We start from the raw sequence: 17,217 nt of genomic DNA on the forward strand, positions 1-17,217 counted from the left end.
GCGTTCTCGACCAAGGGTGATGAGCTGACGCAGCACGCCGAGGAGCAGGACACCACCTCGAACCAGCAGTGAGCTGAGCGGTTCTTCGTCGCGAAGGCCCCGTCCCCCCGTCATCGGTGGGGGCGGGGCCTTCGCCATGCCCGGGACCATCCGGCGGGCACGTGCTCCGTCCCGCGACTCAGGCCGTGACCGTGCCGGCCTCGCGCGCGCCCGCTGTGGCCGCGATGCGACGCAGATCCTCGAGCACCCGGTCCGGCTCGGCGCCGAGCGGCAGGGTGTCCGGGTCGAGAGCGCCGTCGACCTCCCCGGGGACGTCGGTGCGGAGCCCGGCGAAGAGCGAGTCCAGCTGCGACTGCTCCGGGCCGCGCTCGGCGACCACCTCGAGGGTCAGGCCGATCGCGTCGGCCGACGTGTGGGCCGCGAGCAGTACCCGGGCGAGCTGCTCGCGGGAGATCGCGCCGTCGGCCGGGGAGCCGCCGCGCCGACCATCGCCCTGGCGGGCGACGAGCCGGTGCTCGTCCTGCGCCTCGTAGTCGAACCAGCCCGGACGCACGATCGTGCACGGCAGACCGCTGACGCGCAGCAGGCGCTCCGCGCGATGCCTCCAGGTGGCCAGACCCGTGACGCGGTCGTGCGAGGAGTCGTGCACCGTCACACCGAGCGCCGACATGAGGGTCACCCGCACCGGGTGCCCGGAGGCGAGGACGCTCTCGACGAGCACGCGGACGATCCCGTAGTCCACCGCCTCCGCCTCGCCCGGGGCGCCGTGCGAGCCGTGGACGAGGATCACCCCGCCCGCTCCCTCGAGAGCGCGCGCCATGTCCGCGGGCCTCGTCGCCTCGCCGGCCACCAGCTCCGTCTCCACGGGAAGCAGCCGGGTGGCCCGCTCCGTGCTGCGCACGAGGGCCCGCGGGTGCAGTCCTGCCTCGACGGCCCGCCTCACCACGTGGCGACCGACCCCTCCGGTCGCCCCGATCACCAGGATCGTGCCGCTGGTCATCGCTCGCCTTCCCTCGACGGATCCGCGCCGCGCAGCATCCGCGCGCGGAGATCCGAACATATCCAGAGCGGTGCGGGGGAGGGAGGAACTGCCAGTGCCTGGACGCGACGCACCCCCGTCCCGACGGCGCGGGAGCGGGGGCGGCGAAGCGGGGCCCAGCGACAGCTGGGCGCCCGGAGGTCAGCGGTAGTTGATGAACTGCAGCGCGACCTCGAGGTCCTTGCCCTTGAGCAGGGCGATGACGGACTGGAGGTCGTCGCGGCTCTTGGAGGAGACGCGCAGCTCGTCCCCCTGGATCTGGGCCTTGACGCCCTTGGGGCCCTCGTCCCGGATGATCTTGGCGATCTTCTTCGCCTCGTCGGTGCTGATGCCCTCCTTGAGCGAGGCCACCAGGCGCACCTCCTTGCCGGACTGCTTGGGCTCGCCCACGTCGAGGGCCTTGAGCGAGATCCCGCGGCGGATCAGCTTGGACTGGAGCACGTCCAGCACCGCGAGAACGCGCTCCTCGGCGTTGGCGGTCATCACGATCTCGTCGCCGCCGAGGGTGATCGAGGCGTCGGTGTTGCGGAAGTCGTAGCGCTGGCCGACCTCCTTCACGGCCTGGTTCACGGCGTTGTCGACCTCCTGGCGGTCGAGCTTGCTGACGATGTCGAACGATGAATCGGCCATCGGGTCCTCCTCCGGGCGGCCCGCGCGGGCCGCCACCACGTCGAACGGGCGGGTCTGTCCAGTGATCGTCCCACGGCCGGGCACGGAGCGCGCCCCCGGGGTCGCGGGCCGGTCCGAGCGGACGCCGGGGGCGAGCCCGTCCGGATCGCGGGGGCTGCTCGGCGGACGTCTCGGGCTCGGCTGAACGGGGGCGTCACCAGCGGCGGGACGGCTGTGACGCCTCTCATGCCCCGAGAGCCCCTTCTGGGTTCGCGCCGCGGCCAGGACCCCGCTATGCTGTTTCGAGTCCGCTTCCGGCGGCCGCGGGACGAGAGCCCGGCGGGTGGCGGGAGAGGGTCGCGGCAGATTACCCGAGCGGCCAAAGGGAGCTGACTGTAAATCAGCTGGCATTGCCTACGGGGGTTCGAATCCCTCATCTGCCACGCGGAGGATCCCTGTGATCCGAAGCACGGGGACCGCCCCTCGAATTGCCTCTGGGCAGTGAGGCGGGTAAGGTTCACCGGGTTGCCCTGATAGCTCAGTCGGCAGAGCGTCTCCATGGTAAGGAGAAGGTCAAGGGTTCGATTCCCTTTCAGGGCTCTGATGGATGCGGCGGCCCGGTCTCATTCGAGATCGGGCCGTTTCATCGGTCACGCCGGGGTAGCTCAGACGGTTAGAGCGCACGACTCATAATCGTGAGGTCGCGGGTTCGATCCCCGCCCTCGGTACCACACCGGTCCCCACCGGAGTGCAGATTCCACATCCCCCGAGCACGGGGACCCACGAGGCGCACCGCCGGGTGCGTCACCCGGACGAAAGAGGCGAACCGTGGCGAGCAAGAGCTCTGACGTGCGTCCCAAGATCACCATGGCGTGTGTCGACTGCAAGGCGCGCAACTACATCACCAAGAAGAACCGTCGCAACACCCCGGATCGGCTGGAGCTCTCGAAGTTCTGCCCGACCTGCGGCAAGCAGACGGCGCACCGCGAGACCCGCTGAGCGGTCCCGCCGCAGCATCCACGAAGGCCACCCGGCACCGCCGGGTGGCCTTCGTCATGTCCGGCCCCCGTGCCTCGCGCCGGCCGCACCGCAGGGGAGCGGAGGCGGTGAGATGATCGTGGGGACCGCATCCGTCGGCCCTCCGCCGACCCGACCTCGGGAGACACAGTGACCACCAGCCCCGATCCCGCCTTCGCCGGCCGCACCTACCCGGCGGGCCCCGTGCACACCGTCTCGGCCGCGAAGATCGTCGAGTTCGCCCGAGCCACCGGCGCACCCTCCCCGCTGCACACCGATCCCGAGGCCGCCCGCGCCGCCGGGCACGCCGACGTCGTGGCGCCGCCCACGTTCCTGGTCTCCCTCGCCCAGGCCACCGAGGCGCAGTACGTCGAGGACCCCGCCGCCGGCATCGACTTCTCCCGCGTGGTCCACGGCGAGGAGTCCTTCACCCTGCACCGTCCCGTCATCGCCGGCGACCGCCTCGTGCCGACCCTCACCGTCGAGTCGGTCCGCGCCGCCGGAGGCCACGCCATGGTCACCACCCGCGTCGACCTCGCCGACGAGGACGGCGCCGAGGTCGCCGCCGTGCGCAGCATGCTCGTCGTGCGCGGGGACTGAGCCCGCCGCCTCGCCCCGCGGCGACCCGACGCCGTCGCCCACGCACCTCGCGGCCCCGCCGCAGACGCCACACCAGGAGCACCGATGACCACCAGCCCCACCCCCGACGCCCGCCCGATCGACCTCGCCGCCCTGTCCGTCGGCGACGAGCTCTCCCGCACCGTCCACACCCTCGACCGCGATGCGCTGGTCCGCTACGCCGGCGCCTCCGGCGACTTCAACCCGATCCACTACAACGACGCCGTCGCCGAGCAGGCCGGGCTGCCCGGCGTGATCGCCCACGGCATGCTCACCATGGGCACGGCCATCACCGGCCTGCTCGAGGCCGTCGGCGACCCGACCCTGGTCACCGCCTACTCCACCCGCTTCACCGGCATGGTGCCCGTGCCGGCCACCGGCGAGGTCGCGCTCGAGGTCGTCGCGACCGTCGGCGCGATCGACGAGTCCGCGGGCACCGCACGCGTCGACCTCGCCGCCGTCGTCGACGGGGAGAAGGTGCTGGGGCGGGCCCGCGCGACCCTCGCGCTGCCGCGCCTCACGCAGGACGCCGAGGTCGGGACCGACGCGGCAGGAGCGGCATGAGGCTCGCCGACCTGACCACCCTCCGCATCGGCGGGGAGATCCGGAACCTCGTCGAGGCCCGCACGGCCGACGAGGTGATCGCCGCGGTCTCCGCCGCGGACGAGGCAGGGGAGCCGCTGCTCGTCCTCGGCGGCGGCTCGAACCTCGTCGCCTCCGACGAGCCCTTCGAGGGCACCGTCGTGCTGCTGCGCGATCCCGAGGACCCGCCGCTGCTGGACGCGACCTGCGAGGTCGGCGCCTCCGGCGAGCCCGACGGGATCCCCGTGGACCCGGCCGATCTCACCCCGCTGGACCCCACCTGCGGCGGGGCGATCGTCGAGTACTTCGCGGGCGTGAACTGGGACCGGGCCGTGCGCTACGCGATCGCCCGCGAGATGGTCGGCATCGAGGCGCTCTCCGGCATCCCCGGCACCGTCGGCGCCACCCCGATCCAGAACGTCGGCGCCTACGGCCAGGAGGTCGCCTCGACGATCTCCCGCGTGCGCACCTGGGACCGCGAGAAGGGGGCCGTGCGCACCTTCTTCGCCGCCGACTGCGACTTCGCCTATCGCGACAGCGTCTTCAAGCGCACCCGGTACAGCGGGCCCGTCCCCTCGGCGACCGGCCGCTACGTGGTGCTGTCGGTGACCTTCCAGCACACCCTCGGCTCCCTCTCCGCCCCGATCCGCTACGCCCAGCTCGCCGCGGAGCTCGGCGTCCAGGTGGGGGACCGGGTGCCGATGAGCCAGGTGCGCGAGGCGGTGCTGCGCGTGCGCGGCAGCAAGGGCATGGTCCTGGACGCCGCCGACCACGACACCTGGAGCGCCGGCTCCTTCTTCACCAACCCGATCCTCTCCGCGGCGGACGCCGCGGCCCTGCCCGAGCAGGCGCCGCGCTACGACGCGGGCGGGGGCAGGGTCAAGACCAGCGCCGCCTGGCTCATCAGCCACTCCGGGATCGAGCGCGGCCATGCGGTGGGGGAGCGGGCCTCCGTCTCCACCAAGCACTCCCTCGCGCTGACCAACCGCGGCGGCGCCTCCAGCGAGGACCTCGTCGCCCTCGCCCACGACGTCCAGTCGCGCGTGGAGGACCGCTACGGGATCCGTCTCGAACCGGAACCGGTGCGCCTCGGCCTCGCCCTCTGACCTGGGAGGACATGCCCCGGCACCCGTCCCGTGGCGGGCGGGCGCCGATCCCTGGATGCGACGTCCTCCACAGCCGTCCCCGGCCTAGAATGACGGGACGGCTGCTCGCCGCCCCCTCACACCGCCACAGGAGGCCACGTGAACGTCCTCGACAAGTCTGTCGCCGACATCGATCCCGAGATCGCCCAGGTGCTCGACCGCGAGCTGGCCCGACAGCAGGGCACGCTCGAGATGATCGCGTCGGAGAACTTCGTTCCCCGCTCGGTCCTGCAGGTACAGGGCTCGGTCCTGACCAACAAGTACGCCGAGGGCTACCCCGGCAAGCGCTACTACGGAGGCTGCGAGGAGGTCGACGTCGCGGAGCAGATCGCGATCGACCGCGCGAAGGCCCTGTTCGGCGCCGAGCACGCGAACGTCCAGCCGCACTCGGGCGCGACCGCGAACGCCGCGGTGATGCACGCCCTCGCCCGCCCGGGCGACAAGCTCATGGGCCTCTCCCTCGCCCACGGCGGCCACCTCACCCACGGCATGAAGATCAACTTCTCCGGCCGTCTCTACGACATCGTCGCGTACGAGACCGAGCCGGGCACGGGCCTGATCGACATGGACAAGGTGCGCGAGCTCGCGATCGCCGAGCAGCCCAAGGTCATCGTCGCCGGCTGGTCCGCCTACACCCGCCAGCTCGACTTCCCCCGCTTCCGCGAGATCGCCGACGAGGTCGGGGCCGCGCTGTGGGTCGACATGGCGCACTTCGCGGGCCTCGTCGCCGCGGGCCTGCACCCCAGCCCCGTCCCCTACGCGGACGTCGTCTCCACCACCATCCACAAGACCATCGGCGGCCCCCGCTCCGGCATGATCCTGTGCAAGGAGAAGTGGGCGAAGAAGATCGACTCGGCCGTGTTCCCCGGCCAGCAGGGCGGCCCGCTCATGCACGTCGTCGCCGCGAAGGCCGTGGCACTGAAGATCGCCGCCTCGGAGGACTTCAAGGACCGCCAGGCCCGCACCCTAGAGGGTGCGCAGATCCTCGCCGACCGCCTCCAGCAGGAGGACACCAAGGCGGCGGGCGTCAAGGTCATCTCCGGCGGCACCGACGTGCACCTGGTGCTCGTGGACCTCGTCGACTCCGAGCTGGACGGCCAGCAGGCGGAGGACCGCCTGCACGAGGCCGGCATCACCGTGAACCGCAACGCGGTCCCCAACGACCCGCGCCCGCCGCGGGTCACCTCGGGCCTGCGCATCGGCACCCCGGCGCTCGCCACCCGCGGCTTCGGCGCGGCGGAGTTCACCGAGGTCGCCGACGTGATCGCGCTGGCGCTGACCGGCGGGGCCGACGTCGAGTCGCTCAGGGCCCGCACCGCGAAGCTCGCCGATTCCAAGCCGCTCTACCCCGAGCTGCAGCAGTCCTGATCCCCGCGGGCGGGGTCCGGAGGCCGCGGTGCCCGGACCCCGCCCGTCCCGCATCGGCCCGCCGGTGCTCGGGGCGGGACCGCCCTAGACCAGGGCACCGGTCCCTTGGGCGGACCTCCCGGGCACACCCCACCGACCACCTCACCGAGACCCCTCATCGAAGGAGAGCGTCATGACCGCCCAGATCCTCGACGGCAAGGCCACCGCGAAGGCGATCAAGCAGGAGCTCGCCGAGCGCGTCACCCGCCTGGTCGACGCCGGTCACCCGCGTCCCGGTCTCGCGACCGTGCTGGTCGGCGACGACCCGGGCAGCGCCGCCTACGTACGCGGCAAGCACCGCGACAGCGAGCAGATCGGCCTGAACTCGATCCAGAAGCACCTCCCGGCCGACGCCACCCAGGAGGAGGTCGAGGCGGTCGTCGACGAGCTCAACGCCGACCCCGCCTGCACCGGCTACATCGTCCAGCTGCCGCTGCCGAAGCACCTCGACACCGATGCGATCCTCGAGCGGATCGACCCGGCCAAGGACGCCGACGGCCTCCACCCCACGAACCTCGGCCGCCTGGTCCTGAACGCCTACTCGCCGATCAATACGCCGCTGCCCTGCACGCCCCGGGCCGTGATCGAGCTGCTCATGCGGCACGACCTCGACCTCAAGGGCAAGGACGTGGTCGTGATCGGCCGCGGCGTCACCGTCGGCCGCTCGATCGGCGCGCTGATGACCCGCCGCTCCATCAACGCGACCGTCACCCTCACCCACACCGGCACGACGGACCTCCCCGCGCACCTGCGCCGCGCCGACGTGATCGTCGCCGCCGCGGGAGTCGCCCACCTGGTCCGGCCCGAGGACGTCAAGCCCGGCGCGATCGTGCTCGACGTCGGCGTCTCCCGCCAGGAGGACCCCGAGGGCGGGAAGGCGAAGCTCGTGGGCGACGTCGACCCGGCCGTCGCCGAGGTCGCCTCGTGGATCAGCCCCAACCCCGGCGGCGTCGGCCCCATGACGCGCGCGCTGCTGGTCAACAACGTCGTCGAGGCGGCCGAGCACGCCGCCGGCATCGAGGCCTGAGGCCCCGGAGTCCTGACACCCCGGTGGGGCGGGCAGGGACGCCCGCCCCGCCGCCCGCGTCGCGGCCGTCCGGCCCCGCTGACATACTGGTGGGCATGACTTTCACCCTCGCCACCGTCAACGTCAACGGCCTGCGGGCCGCGGCCCGCAAGGGCATGGCCGACTGGCTCGCGACCACCGCGGCCGACGTCATCACCCTGCAGGAGGTGCGGGCGCCGGAGGAGCTGCTCGCCGATCTGGTGGGGGAGGACTGGACCATCGTCGGCGAGGCCTCCGAGCTCAAGGGCCGCAACGGCGTCGCGATCGCCGCCCGCACCTCGCTGGAGAGCATCGACCTCGAGGGCGTCCGCCGCGGCCTGCCGGGCCTGACCGAGCCCACCCACACCGGCCGCTGGCTCGAGGCCGACCTCGAGGACCCGCTCGGCGACGACACCGGCCTCACCGTCATCTCCTGCTACATGCACTCCGGCAACACCGAGAAGCCGCAGACGATGATCGACAAGTACGCCTTCCTCGACGTGGCGATGGAGCGTCTGGACGCGCTGCGCGCCGACGGCCGTCACGTGGTCCTCACCGGCGACCTCAACATCGCCCACGCCAACAACGACATCAAGAACTGGAAGGGCAACCTGAAGTCCGCCGGCTTCCTGCCCGAGGAGCGCGCCTATCTCGACCGCCTGCTGGTCGAGGGCGACTGGGTGGACGTCCAGCGCCGCCTCGCCGGCGACGTGCCCGGCCCGTACACCTGGTGGTCCCAGCGGGGAAAGGCCTTCGACAACGACTCCGGCTGGCGCATCGACTACCAGCTGACCACCCCGGCGCTCGGCGAGAAGGCGACCGCGGCCCAGGTCGATCGAGCCCCCAGCTACGACACCCGCTGGTCCGACCACGCACCGCTGGTGGTCACCTACTCCTGAGCCCGCACCGGGCACCGTCGGCGCGGCTCTCCCGGCCGACGGCACCCGGGCCGCCCAGCGCTCGTGACCGTGCGCAGGCGCGGGCGGGACCGCGGACCGCGGGCCGAACCTGTCGCCGATCGCCCTTCTCCTCGTCCGGGCACGGTCCTACGCTGTGCCCATGGAGGCCCGCACCCTGTCCCTGCCCGACGCCGAGATCGTCCATGAGGTGCACGGCCCGCTGCCCCCGGCCGACGGCAGAGAGGTGCTGCTGGTCATCGGCCAGCCCATGACCGCCGACGGCTTCGCCGACCTGATCGCCGAGCTCCCGGACCGCACCGTCGTCGCCTACGACCCGCGCGGGCTCGGCCGCAGCACCCGCAGCGACGGCAGCACCCTGAACGACCCGTCCCTGCAGGCGGAGGACCTCCACGCCCTGATCACCGATCTCGGCGCGCCGGTGCAGATGTTCGCCAGCAGCGGCGGCGCCGTCGCCGTGCTCGCCCTGCTCACGGCGCATCCCGAGGACATCAGCCGGGTCGTCGCCCATGAACCTCCCGTCACGGGCGTCCTGCCCGATGCGGAGTTCGCCGAGCGCGCGAACGACGCCGTCGGCCGTGCCTACCAGGAGCGCGGCTGGGGCGCGGGGCTTGCCGCCTTCCTCGCCATGAGCATGTGGCAGGGCGAGTTCACCGAGGAGTTCCTCGCCCAGCCCCTGCCCGATCCCGCCCGGTTCGGCCTGCCCGATCAGGACGACGGCACACGGGAGGACCCGCTGCTGTGCGGGACGAGCGCGCCCGTGACCTCCTATCAGCCGGACCTCGAGGCGCTGCGCGCCGCGGGGGACCGTCTGGTCCTCGCCGTGGGGGAGCAGACGGGGGAGGCGATCACCGCCCGCACGACGCGCGCCCTCGCCGAGGCGCTCGGCACCGAGCCTCTCGTCTTCCCGGGCGACCACGGCGGCTTCGCCGTCGGCGACCCGTCCCATCCGGGCGACCCCGCCGCCTTCGCCGCCCGGCTGCGCGAGGTCCTAGCCGCCCGCGGCTGACCGCACCGACGACGACAGGGGCCCCTCCGCCGCGGCGGAGGAGCCCTGTCGTCGTGCTGAGCGCGGGATCAGACGCGGCCGCGGATCACGGCCTGCTTCACCTCCGCGATCGCCTTGGTCACCTGGATGCCGCGCGGGCACGCCTCGGTGCAGTTGAAGGTGGTGCGGCAGCGCCACACGCCCTCCTTGGAGTTCAGGATCTCCAGGCGCTGCTCGCCCGCGTCGTCGCGCGAGTCGAAGATGAAGCGGTGCGCGTTCACGATCGCGGCCGGGCCGAAGTACTGCCCGTCGGTCCAGAACACGGGGCAGGACGAGGTGCACGCGGCGCAGAGGATGCACTTGGTGGTGTCGTCGAAGCGCTCGCGCTGCTCCGCGGACTGCAGGCGCTCGCGGCTGGGCTCCTGACCGCCCGCGACCAGGAACGGCATGACCTCCTTGTAGGAGTCGAAGAACGGCTCCATGTCCACGATGAGGTCCTTCTCCACCGGCAGGCCCTTGATCGGCTCGACCGTGATCGGCTTCGAGATGTCGAGGTCCTTCAGGAGCGTCTTGCAGGCCAGACGGTTGCGGCCGTTGATCCGCATCGCGTCCGAGCCGCAGACGCCGTGGGCGCAGGAGCGGCGGAAGGTCAGCGAGCCGTCCACGTGCCACTTGATCTCGTGCAGGGCGTCGAGCACACGGTCGGTGCCATGCATCGTGACGGTGAAGTCCTCCCAGTGGACGCCCTTGTCGTTCTCCGGGGTGAAGCGTGCGATGCGCAGCGTCACCTCGAACGAGGGGACCGCACCGGCATCGGACTCGGCCTGGGGCTTCTCGGCGACGGCAGTCATCAGAACGTGCGCTCCTTCGGCTCGTAGCGGGTGATCACGACGGGCTTGGTGCCCAGACGGATCGGGGTGCCCTCGACGCCCTCCTCACCCGGCAGGGTGCGGTAGGCCATGGTGTGCTCGAGGTAGTTGACGTCGTCGCGCTTCTCGAAGTCCTCGCGGAAGTGGCCGCCGCGGGACTCCTTGCGGTTCAGCGCGCCGAGCGCCACGATCTCGGCCAGGTCCAGCAGGAAGCCGAGCTCCACGGCCTCCATCAGGTCGAGGTTGTAGCGGCGGCCCTTGTCCTGGATCGCGACCGTCTCGTAGCGCTTCTTGAGGTCCTTGATGCCGGCCAGCGCGGTGCGGCAGGTCTCCTCGGTGCGGAACACCTGGACGTTGGCGTCCATCAGCTCCTGCAGGTCGGTGCGGATGTTCGCGATGCGGTCCTCGGTCGCGGGCCGGTCGCGCAGGCGCTCGAGCAGCTCGACGGTGGGGGTCTCCACGCCCTCGGTAAGCTCGGGCAGGTCGACCTCCGCGGCGTGCTCCGCGGCGGCGATGCCGGCGCGGCGCCCGAAGACGTTGATGTCCAGCAGCGAGTTGGTGCCCAGGCGGTTGCCGCCGTGCACGGACACGCACGCGGTCTCGCCGGCGGCGTACAGGCCGGGGATCACGTCGGTCGCGTTGGCGAGGACCTCGCCGCGGATGTTCGTGGGGATGCCGCCCATGCCGTAGTGCGCGGTCGGGAAGACCGGCACCGGCTCGGTGTACGGCTCCACGCCCAGGTAGGTGCGCGCGAACTCGGTGATGTCCGGGAGCTTCGCGTCGATGTGCGCGGGCTCGAGGTGGGTGAGGTCGAGGTAGACGTAGTCCTTGTTCGGGCCGGCGCCGCGGCCCTCGCGCACCTCGTTCGCCATCGCGCGGGCGACCACGTCACGGGGGGCGAGGTCCTTCAGCGTCGGGGCGTAGCGCTCCATGAAGCGCTCCATCTCGCTGTTGCGCAGGATGCCGCCCTCGCCGCGCGCCGCCTCCGACAGCAGGATGCCGAGGCCTGCCAGGCCCGTCGGGTGGAACTGGAAGAACTCCATGTCCTCCAGCGGGATGCCGCGGCGGAACGCCATTGCGGGGCCGTCGCCGGTGAGGGTGTGGGCGTTCGAGGTGGTCTTGAAGATCTTGCCGAAGCCGCCGGAGGCGAACACGACCGACTTCGCGCGGAAGACGTGGATCTCGCCGGTGGCGAGCTCGTAGGTGACCACGCCGGAGGCGCGCACTCCCTCGTCGGAGCGGGGATCGCCGGTCATCAGCACGTCGAGCACGTAGTACTCGTTGAAGAACTCCACCTGCTGCTTCACGCAGTTCTGGTAAAGGGTCTGGAGGATCATGTGGCCGGTGCGGTCCGCGGCGTAGCAGGCGCGGCGCACGGGCGCCTCGCCGTGCTCACGGGTGTGCCCGCCGAAGCGGCGCTGGTCGATGCGTCCCTCGGGGGTGCGGTTGAAGGGCAGGCCCATCTTCTCCAGGTCGAGCACCGCGTCGATGGCCTCCTTGGCCATCACCTCGGCGGCGTCCTGGTCCACCAGGTAGTCGCCGCCCTTGACGGTGTCGTAGGTGTGCCACTCCCAGTTGTCCTCCTCGACGTTGGCGAGGGCCGCGCACATGCCGCCCTGCGCCGCGCCGGTGTGGGAGCGCGTGGGATAGAGCTTGGTGACGACCGCGGTGCGGGCGCGCTTGGAGGACTCCAGCGCCGCGCGCATCCCGGCGCCGCCGGCGCCGACGATCACCACGTCGTAGTTATGGGTCTGCATGTCGGGTGACTGCTCCGTTCCGGGAAGACCGTGAAGTGCGTGAGGAAGAGGAGGGGCGGCCGGGGGTCCGGCCGCCCCGGGGGCGTCAGCCCTCGCAGAAGGAGGGCAGCAGGCTCGGCTCGGCGCCGACGGGGCAGGGATCGAAGGTGAAGATCACCAGGGTGCCCAGCACGATCGTGACGACGACCGCGAAGTACAGCAGGGCCTTCAGGACCATGCGGGTGCGGTCGCCGCGGGCGTAGTCGTTGATGATCGTGCGCACGCCGTTGCCGCCGTGGATGAGGCCCAGCCACAGCATCAGCAGGTCCCAGACCTGCCAGAAGGGGGAGGACCACTTGCCGCCGACGAAGGCGAAGTCGATGCCCTTGACGCCGTCGCCGAGCCACAGGTTCACGAAGAGGTGGCCGAAGACGAGGATGACCAGCAGCGCGCCGGAGCCGCGCATGAACATCCACGAGAGCATCTCGGCGTTCAGGCCGCGCTGCCCGGTGCGGCGGTAGCGGGTGGAGGGATCCGGGATCGAGGTGGTGGAGGTCGACATGGGGATCACGCTCCGAACATGTGCATGAGGTGGCGGGGGAGGAAGCCGGCCATCAGGACGGCCCACACGATCACGACGCCCCAGAAGAGCTTGCGCTGGTGCACGGTCCCCTTGGACCAGAAGTCCACGAGGATGATGCGCAGGCCGTTGAGCGCGTGGAAGAGCACGGCGCCGACCAGGCCGACCTCGCCGAGGCCGAAGACGACGGTCTTGTAGTGGCCGATGACCTCGTTGTACGCCTCGGGCGAGACGCGCACGAGCGCGGTGTCCAGGACGTGCACGAGCAGGAACAGGAAGATCGCCATTCCTGAGATGCGGTGGGCGACCCAGGACCACATGCCCTCGCGTCCGCGATAGAGCGTCCCGGATTGGGCGGAAGCCACGGAGTTCCTCCAGAAGCGTCGGTATGTCGCCGGGAGCTCGACGGTGCTCCGCGGCGCGCGGCGCGGGACCCCGGGGACCGAGGTCCCCGCGGCCGTTGCAGCGCTCGGCGCCCTCGGGCGGCCGTTTCGCGACACGGCGACATCATCATCGCCCCCGACAGGGGCAGGTTCAGCGTAGCACCAGGCAGGAGGCGGGCGGGCCCGTCCCGGCCGCGTCGGCGGACGGTCCCCAGGGGCCCGTCGAAGGCTGGATACGCTGGCTTCATGCCTGAAGCCCCCTTCGTCCCCGTGGTGCCCGCCGGAGGCTCCGGCACCAGACTGTGGCCGCTCTCACGTCGCGCCCGACCCAAGTTCCTGCTGGACCTCACCGGGCAGGGCCGCTCCCTTCTCCAGCTCACCCTCGACCGCCTCGCGCCCCTCGCGGACCGGCCCCCGATCGTCGTCACGGGCCGCGCCCACGTCGCAGCGGTGCGCGAGCAGCTCGACGAGGACGTGCGCCTCCTCGCAGAGCCCTCGGCCCGCAACTCCATGCCCGCGATCGCGCTCGCGGCCGCGCAGGTGGAGCGCGAGTCGCCGGACGCCGTGATCGGCTCCTTCGCCGCCGACCACCTGATCGAGGACGAGGCCGCCTTCGCCCGCGCCGTCACCTCCGCGCGGGCCGCCGCCGAGCTCGGCCTCCTCGTCACCCTCGGCATCGCCCCCACCTCGCCGTCGACCGGCTTCGGCTACATCGAGTCCGCGGCCGATGGGGCGGCCGACGGGACAGCCGACGGGACGCTCGTCGCAGCCGCCGGCGGGGAGACCGACGCCGCGCTCACCGCGCGCCTGCGCGCCGTCGGCGCCGAGCCCGTCGTCCGCTTCGTCGAGAAGCCCGACCGCGAGCGGGCCGAGGCCTTCGTCGCCGCGGGCCTGCGCTGGAACGCCGGCATGTTCGTGGTGCGCGCTTCGGTGCTGCTCGACGAGCTCGCCGTCCAGATCCCCGGCCTCGCCGCGGGCGCGCGCGAGATCGCGGCCGCGCACGGCACCGCCGAGGAGCAGGAGGTGCTCGAGCGCGTCTGGCCCACGATGACCGCGATCGCGATCGACCACGCCCTGGCCGAGCCGCTCGCCGCGCAGGGGAGGGTCGCCGTGGTCCCGGCGGAGTTCGACTGGGACGACGTCGGCGACTTCGCGGCGCTCGCCCGCCAGCTCCGCGACCGTGACGGCGAGGTGCGCCGCGGCGAGGACGACACCGAGGTCCATGTGGTGGGAAGCGCGAGCGTCGATGCCCTCTCCTCCCGGGCCACGGTGTACGGTTCCACGGATCGCCACATCGCCCTGGTCGGGCTCGAGGGCATCAGCATCGTCGACACCGAGGACGCGCTGCTGGTCCTCGCCGACGAGAAGGCGCAGGCCCTCCAGCAGCTCGTCGGCCGGCTCGACGAGCAGGGGCTGGGCCGGCTGCGCTGACCCGCACCGCCTGCCCCGCGGCGCCGTGGGAAGCGCACGGCGGACAGGGCGGTCGAGGACAGGACAGGACAGGAGCGGACGCGTGGAGCAGTCGCAGCAGACGCTGGTCGGGACCTCGCAGCAGCGGGCGATGCTCGGACCGGAGGGGCTGATCGCCCGCACCGTCGCCGAGCACGGCGACGCCCTGCGCGAGGTGCGCCGTCACCTCCACCGCCATCCCGAGCTCTCCCACCAGGAGCACGCCACCACCGCCTACGTCGCCGAGCAGCTCACCGCCCTCGGGCTCGCGCCGAAGCGGATGGCCGCCACCGGCCTGATCTGCGACATCCCCGGCGCAGACCCGTCGCTGGAGCTGATGGGGCTGCGGGCGGACATGGACGCGCTCGGCATCCCCGAGCTCAGCACCGTCCCCTACCGCTCCGCCGTCGAGGGCGTCTCCCACGCCTGCGGCCACGACGTGCACATGAGCGCCGTGCTCGGCGCGGCGACCGCGCTGGTGCGGGTGGCGGAGGAGGGCGCGCTGCGCCGCGGCGTGCGCCTGGTGTTCCAGCCCGCCGAGGAGATGCACCCCTGCGGTGCGCTCGAGCTGATCGGGCAGGACGTCCTGGACGGCGTCGACTCGATCATCGCCCTGCACTGCGACCCCGGGGTCGACGTCGGCCACGTGGGCCTGAAGTCCGGCCCGATCACCTCGGCCACCGATCCGGTGCGGATCCAGGTGCGCGGCGCGGGCGGCCACACCTCCCGCCCCCATCTCACCCAGGACCTCGTCTACGCGCTCGGCTCGATCGCGACGCAGCTGCCGGCCGCGCTGACCCGGCGCATGGACCCGCGTTCCGGCGTGAACCTCACCTGGGGCTCGATCCACGCCGGCTCCGCCTTCAACGCGATCCCGAGCGCGGGCACCCTCGAGGGCACCCTGCGCTGCCTGGACCACGAGGCCTGGGACCGGGCCGAGGAGCTGCTCGAGGAGGTCCTGGCCGATCTCGTGCGTCCCTGGGGCGTCGAGGCGCGCGTCTCCCACGACCGCGGGGTGCCGCCGGTCTCGAACAGCCCCGCGAGCGTCGAGGTGCTCGCCGCCGCGGTGCGCGGGGTGCTCGGCCGGGAGAACCTCGACCCCACCGCCCAGTCCCTCGGCGGCGAGGACTTCGCCTGGTACCTCGAAAAGGTGCCCGGGGCGCTGGCCCGCCTCGGCACCCGCACCCCCGGCGGGCGCACCTACGACCTCCACATGGGCGATCTCATGATCGACGAGCGCGCGATCGGCATCGGCGCGAGCGTGCTCGCCGCCGCCTGCGTGCAGCGGGACCTGCAGACCGTCTGAGCCCGACGGCCGGGCGGTCGGGGCGATCCGGGCCCGCCTGGCGAGGGACGATCCGAGCCCGTCGGCCGGAGGGCTGATCCGAGTCCGTCGGACGGGCCGCGTGCAGGGCGCCGTCGCTCCGTCCGCCTCCGCGCCGGTGTTCACCGGCGCGACACCTCCGCGTCGATTTCATAACGGTTCGCGGGCGGACGCTCACGTCGTGCTCACGATGCGTCGCGCGGGGCTATCGTCCAATCGCACTGCGACAGCGACGTCGCCCGGACCCCCGGGGCGCGAACGGCCCCGCACTCCCACCGGAGGAACCACCCATGAAGAGCATCACGCGTGCCCTCGCCCTCGCCGGCGCCGGGGCTCTCACCCTCGCCGCCTGCGGCAGCGCCCCCGAGGAGACGGCCGGCGGCGGCAGCGACGCCGGCGGCGGCGCCGCGAGCGACTACAAGGCCTGCATGGTCTCGGACTCCGGCGGCTGGGACGACAAGTCCTTCAACGAGTCCAGCTACAACGGCCTGCTGAACGCCGAGAAGAACCTCGGCATCCAGAAGCAGGCCGCGGAGTCCACCACCGACTCCGACTTCGCCCCGAACATCAACAACATGGTCACCGAGGGCTGCGACCTGATCATCACGGTCGGCTTCCTCCTCGCCCCCGCCACCGGCACCGCCGCCCAGGCCAACGAGGGCACCGACTTCGCCATCGTCGACTCCACCGCCCAGGACGCCGACGGCAACCCGATCGAGCTCGAGAACGTCAAGCCCCTCGAGTTCGACACCGCCCAGGCCGCGTTCCTCGCCGGCTACCTCGCCGCCGGCATGAGCGAGACCGGCAAGGTCGCCACCTACGGCGGCATGGACATCCCCACCGTCACCATCTTCATGGACGGCTACGCCGACGGCGTCGCCCACTACAACGAGACCCACGGCACCGAGGTCGAGGTGCTCGGCTGGAACAAGGAGACCCAGCAGGGCTCCATCGTCGGCACCTTCGAGGACCAGTCCAAGGGCAAGGCCGTCTCGGACGAGTTCTACAACGCGGGCGCCGACATCGTCATGCCGGTCGCCGGCCCCGTCGGCGCCGGCACCCTCGCCTCCGCCAAGGAGGGCGAGGACCGCAAGGTGATCTGGGTCGACGCCGACGGCTACGAGACCAACTCCGCCGACCCCGAGGCGCAGTCCACGATCCTCACCTCCGTCATGAAGGAGATGACCGTGGGCGTCGAGGACGTCATCACCGGTGCGGCCGGCGGCGAGTACGACGCGACCCCGTACGTCGGCACCCTCGAGAACGGCGGCGTGGGCCTGGCCCCCTTCCACGATTTCGAGGATGATGTCCCCGCCGAGCTCAGCGAGGAGATCGAGACCCTCAAGCAGGAGATCATCGACGGCAAGGTCGTCGTCGAGTCCGAGGCCTCGCCCGCGGGCGCCTGAGCCGATGTCATGAGCGCGGTCCCCGCCCCGAGGGCGGGGACCGCGTCCCATGTCCCACACCGCACGGCCGAGCAGCTCGGCCGGCACCGACGGAAGCGAGTGC

17 protein-coding genes and 3 tRNA genes are annotated in these 17,217 nt (G+C 72.2%); 14 read left to right on the forward strand and 6 right to left on the reverse strand.

Annotated elements, in window-relative coordinates:
• Nucleotides 1-178 precede the first annotated feature (178 nt).
• Together A4A78_RS12810 and A4A78_RS17990 are read right to left on the reverse strand one after the other, a co-directional pair.
• A complete protein-coding gene (locus tag A4A78_RS12810) occupies nt 179-1,000 on the reverse strand; it encodes an SDR family oxidoreductase (RefSeq protein ID WP_062949913.1) in 822 nt (273 codons plus the stop codon).
• A 180-nt stretch (nt 1,001-1,180) separates the two neighbouring features.
• Nucleotides 1,181-1,669, reverse strand: coding sequence for a YajQ family cyclic di-GMP-binding protein (locus A4A78_RS17990; protein ID WP_062949915.1), 489 nt, complete (start codon nt 1,667-1,669; stop codon nt 1,181-1,183).
• A gap of 340 nt (nt 1,670-2,009) precedes the next feature.
• Here A4A78_RS17990 and A4A78_RS12820 point away from each other — a divergent pair.
• From A4A78_RS12820 to A4A78_RS12870, 11 genes are all read left to right on the forward strand, one after another.
• A tRNA-Tyr gene (locus A4A78_RS12820) sits at nt 2,010-2,091 on the forward strand.
• Between the two features lie 84 nt (nt 2,092-2,175).
• Nucleotides 2,176-2,248 (forward strand) — tRNA-Thr (locus A4A78_RS12825).
• A gap of 54 nt (nt 2,249-2,302) precedes the next feature.
• A tRNA-Met gene (locus A4A78_RS12830) sits at nt 2,303-2,379 on the forward strand.
• 97 nt (nt 2,380-2,476) lie between these two features.
• Complete coding sequence (rpmG, locus tag A4A78_RS12835) at nt 2,477-2,647, forward strand: 50S ribosomal protein L33 (protein ID WP_029360274.1); 171 nt, start codon at nt 2,477-2,479, stop codon at nt 2,645-2,647.
• 168 nt (nt 2,648-2,815) lie between these two features.
• Nucleotides 2,816-3,265 (forward strand): MaoC family dehydratase N-terminal domain-containing protein, encoded by a 450-nt coding sequence (locus tag A4A78_RS12840; RefSeq protein WP_062949917.1) that lies wholly within the window; start codon nt 2,816-2,818, stop codon nt 3,263-3,265.
• A gap of 84 nt (nt 3,266-3,349) precedes the next feature.
• Entirely contained in the window at nt 3,350-3,847 is a 498-nt protein-coding gene (locus A4A78_RS12845; RefSeq protein ID WP_062949919.1) for a MaoC/PaaZ C-terminal domain-containing protein, read from the forward strand.
• Nucleotides 3,844-4,971 (forward strand): UDP-N-acetylmuramate dehydrogenase, encoded by a 1,128-nt coding sequence (locus tag A4A78_RS12850; protein ID WP_062949921.1) that lies wholly within the window; start codon nt 3,844-3,846, stop codon nt 4,969-4,971. Before A4A78_RS12845 ends, A4A78_RS12850 begins: the two co-directional genes overlap by 4 nt.
• A gap of 138 nt (nt 4,972-5,109) precedes the next feature.
• Complete coding sequence (gene glyA / locus A4A78_RS12855; protein WP_062949923.1) at nt 5,110-6,378, forward strand: serine hydroxymethyltransferase; 1,269 nt, start codon at nt 5,110-5,112, stop codon at nt 6,376-6,378.
• A gap of 172 nt (nt 6,379-6,550) precedes the next feature.
• Nucleotides 6,551-7,444: a bifunctional methylenetetrahydrofolate dehydrogenase/methenyltetrahydrofolate cyclohydrolase gene (locus A4A78_RS12860; RefSeq protein WP_062949925.1), complete on the forward strand. Its 894-nt coding sequence runs from the start codon at nt 6,551-6,553 to the stop codon at nt 7,442-7,444.
• A gap of 95 nt (nt 7,445-7,539) precedes the next feature.
• Nucleotides 7,540-8,361 carry an exodeoxyribonuclease III gene (locus tag A4A78_RS12865; protein WP_062949927.1) on the forward strand — a complete coding sequence of 274 codons (822 nt, stop codon included), beginning with the start codon at nt 7,540-7,542 and terminating at the stop codon, nt 8,359-8,361.
• A 160-nt stretch (nt 8,362-8,521) separates the two neighbouring features.
• On the forward strand, nt 8,522-9,388 hold the full coding sequence (locus tag A4A78_RS12870; protein WP_062949929.1) for an alpha/beta fold hydrolase: 867 nt from the start codon (nt 8,522-8,524) through the stop codon (nt 9,386-9,388).
• Between the two features lie 68 nt (nt 9,389-9,456).
• Here A4A78_RS12870 and A4A78_RS12875 read toward each other — a convergent pair whose 3' ends face one another.
• The 4 genes from A4A78_RS12875 to sdhC all read right to left on the reverse strand — a co-directional run bounded on the left by A4A78_RS12875 (nt 9,457) and on the right by sdhC (nt 12,917).
• The gene (locus A4A78_RS12875; RefSeq protein ID WP_062949931.1) at nt 9,457-10,218 is read right to left on the reverse strand and encodes a succinate dehydrogenase iron-sulfur subunit; all 762 of its coding nucleotides are present in this window, start codon (nt 10,216-10,218) and stop codon (nt 9,457-9,459) included.
• Nucleotides 10,218-11,993, reverse strand: a complete 1,776-nt coding sequence (gene sdhA / locus A4A78_RS12880) for a succinate dehydrogenase flavoprotein subunit (RefSeq protein WP_062949933.1) — start codon at nt 11,991-11,993, stop codon at nt 10,218-10,220. Before sdhA ends, A4A78_RS12875 begins: the two co-directional genes overlap by 1 nt.
• Before the next feature lie 85 nt (nt 11,994-12,078).
• Complete coding sequence (locus A4A78_RS12885; RefSeq protein WP_010549861.1) at nt 12,079-12,534, reverse strand: succinate dehydrogenase hydrophobic membrane anchor subunit; 456 nt, start codon at nt 12,532-12,534, stop codon at nt 12,079-12,081.
• Between the two features lie 5 nt (nt 12,535-12,539).
• Entirely contained in the window at nt 12,540-12,917 is a 378-nt protein-coding gene (sdhC, locus tag A4A78_RS12890; RefSeq protein ID WP_010549860.1) for a succinate dehydrogenase, cytochrome b556 subunit, read from the reverse strand.
• Nucleotides 12,918-13,181: 264 nt separating this feature from the next.
• On the opposite strand from sdhC, the gene A4A78_RS12895 reads away from it, so the two are divergent.
• The 3 genes from A4A78_RS12895 to A4A78_RS12905 all read left to right on the forward strand — a co-directional run bounded on the left by A4A78_RS12895 (nt 13,182) and on the right by A4A78_RS12905 (nt 17,114).
• Complete coding sequence (locus A4A78_RS12895) at nt 13,182-14,366, forward strand: mannose-1-phosphate guanylyltransferase (protein ID WP_062949935.1); 1,185 nt, start codon at nt 13,182-13,184, stop codon at nt 14,364-14,366.
• 82 nt (nt 14,367-14,448) lie between these two features.
• A complete protein-coding gene (locus tag A4A78_RS12900; RefSeq protein ID WP_062949937.1) occupies nt 14,449-15,690 on the forward strand; it encodes a M20 family metallopeptidase in 1,242 nt (413 codons plus the stop codon).
• Nucleotides 15,691-15,998: 308 nt separating this feature from the next.
• A complete protein-coding gene (locus A4A78_RS12905; RefSeq protein WP_062949939.1) occupies nt 15,999-17,114 on the forward strand; it encodes a BMP family protein in 1,116 nt (371 codons plus the stop codon).
• The last annotated feature ends 103 nt before the right edge of the window (nt 17,115-17,217 follow it).

Source organism: Brachybacterium sp. sponge (genome assembly GCF_001613775.1).
Classification (GTDB): Bacteria; Actinomycetota; Actinomycetes; order Actinomycetales; family Dermabacteraceae; genus Brachybacterium; species Brachybacterium conglomeratum.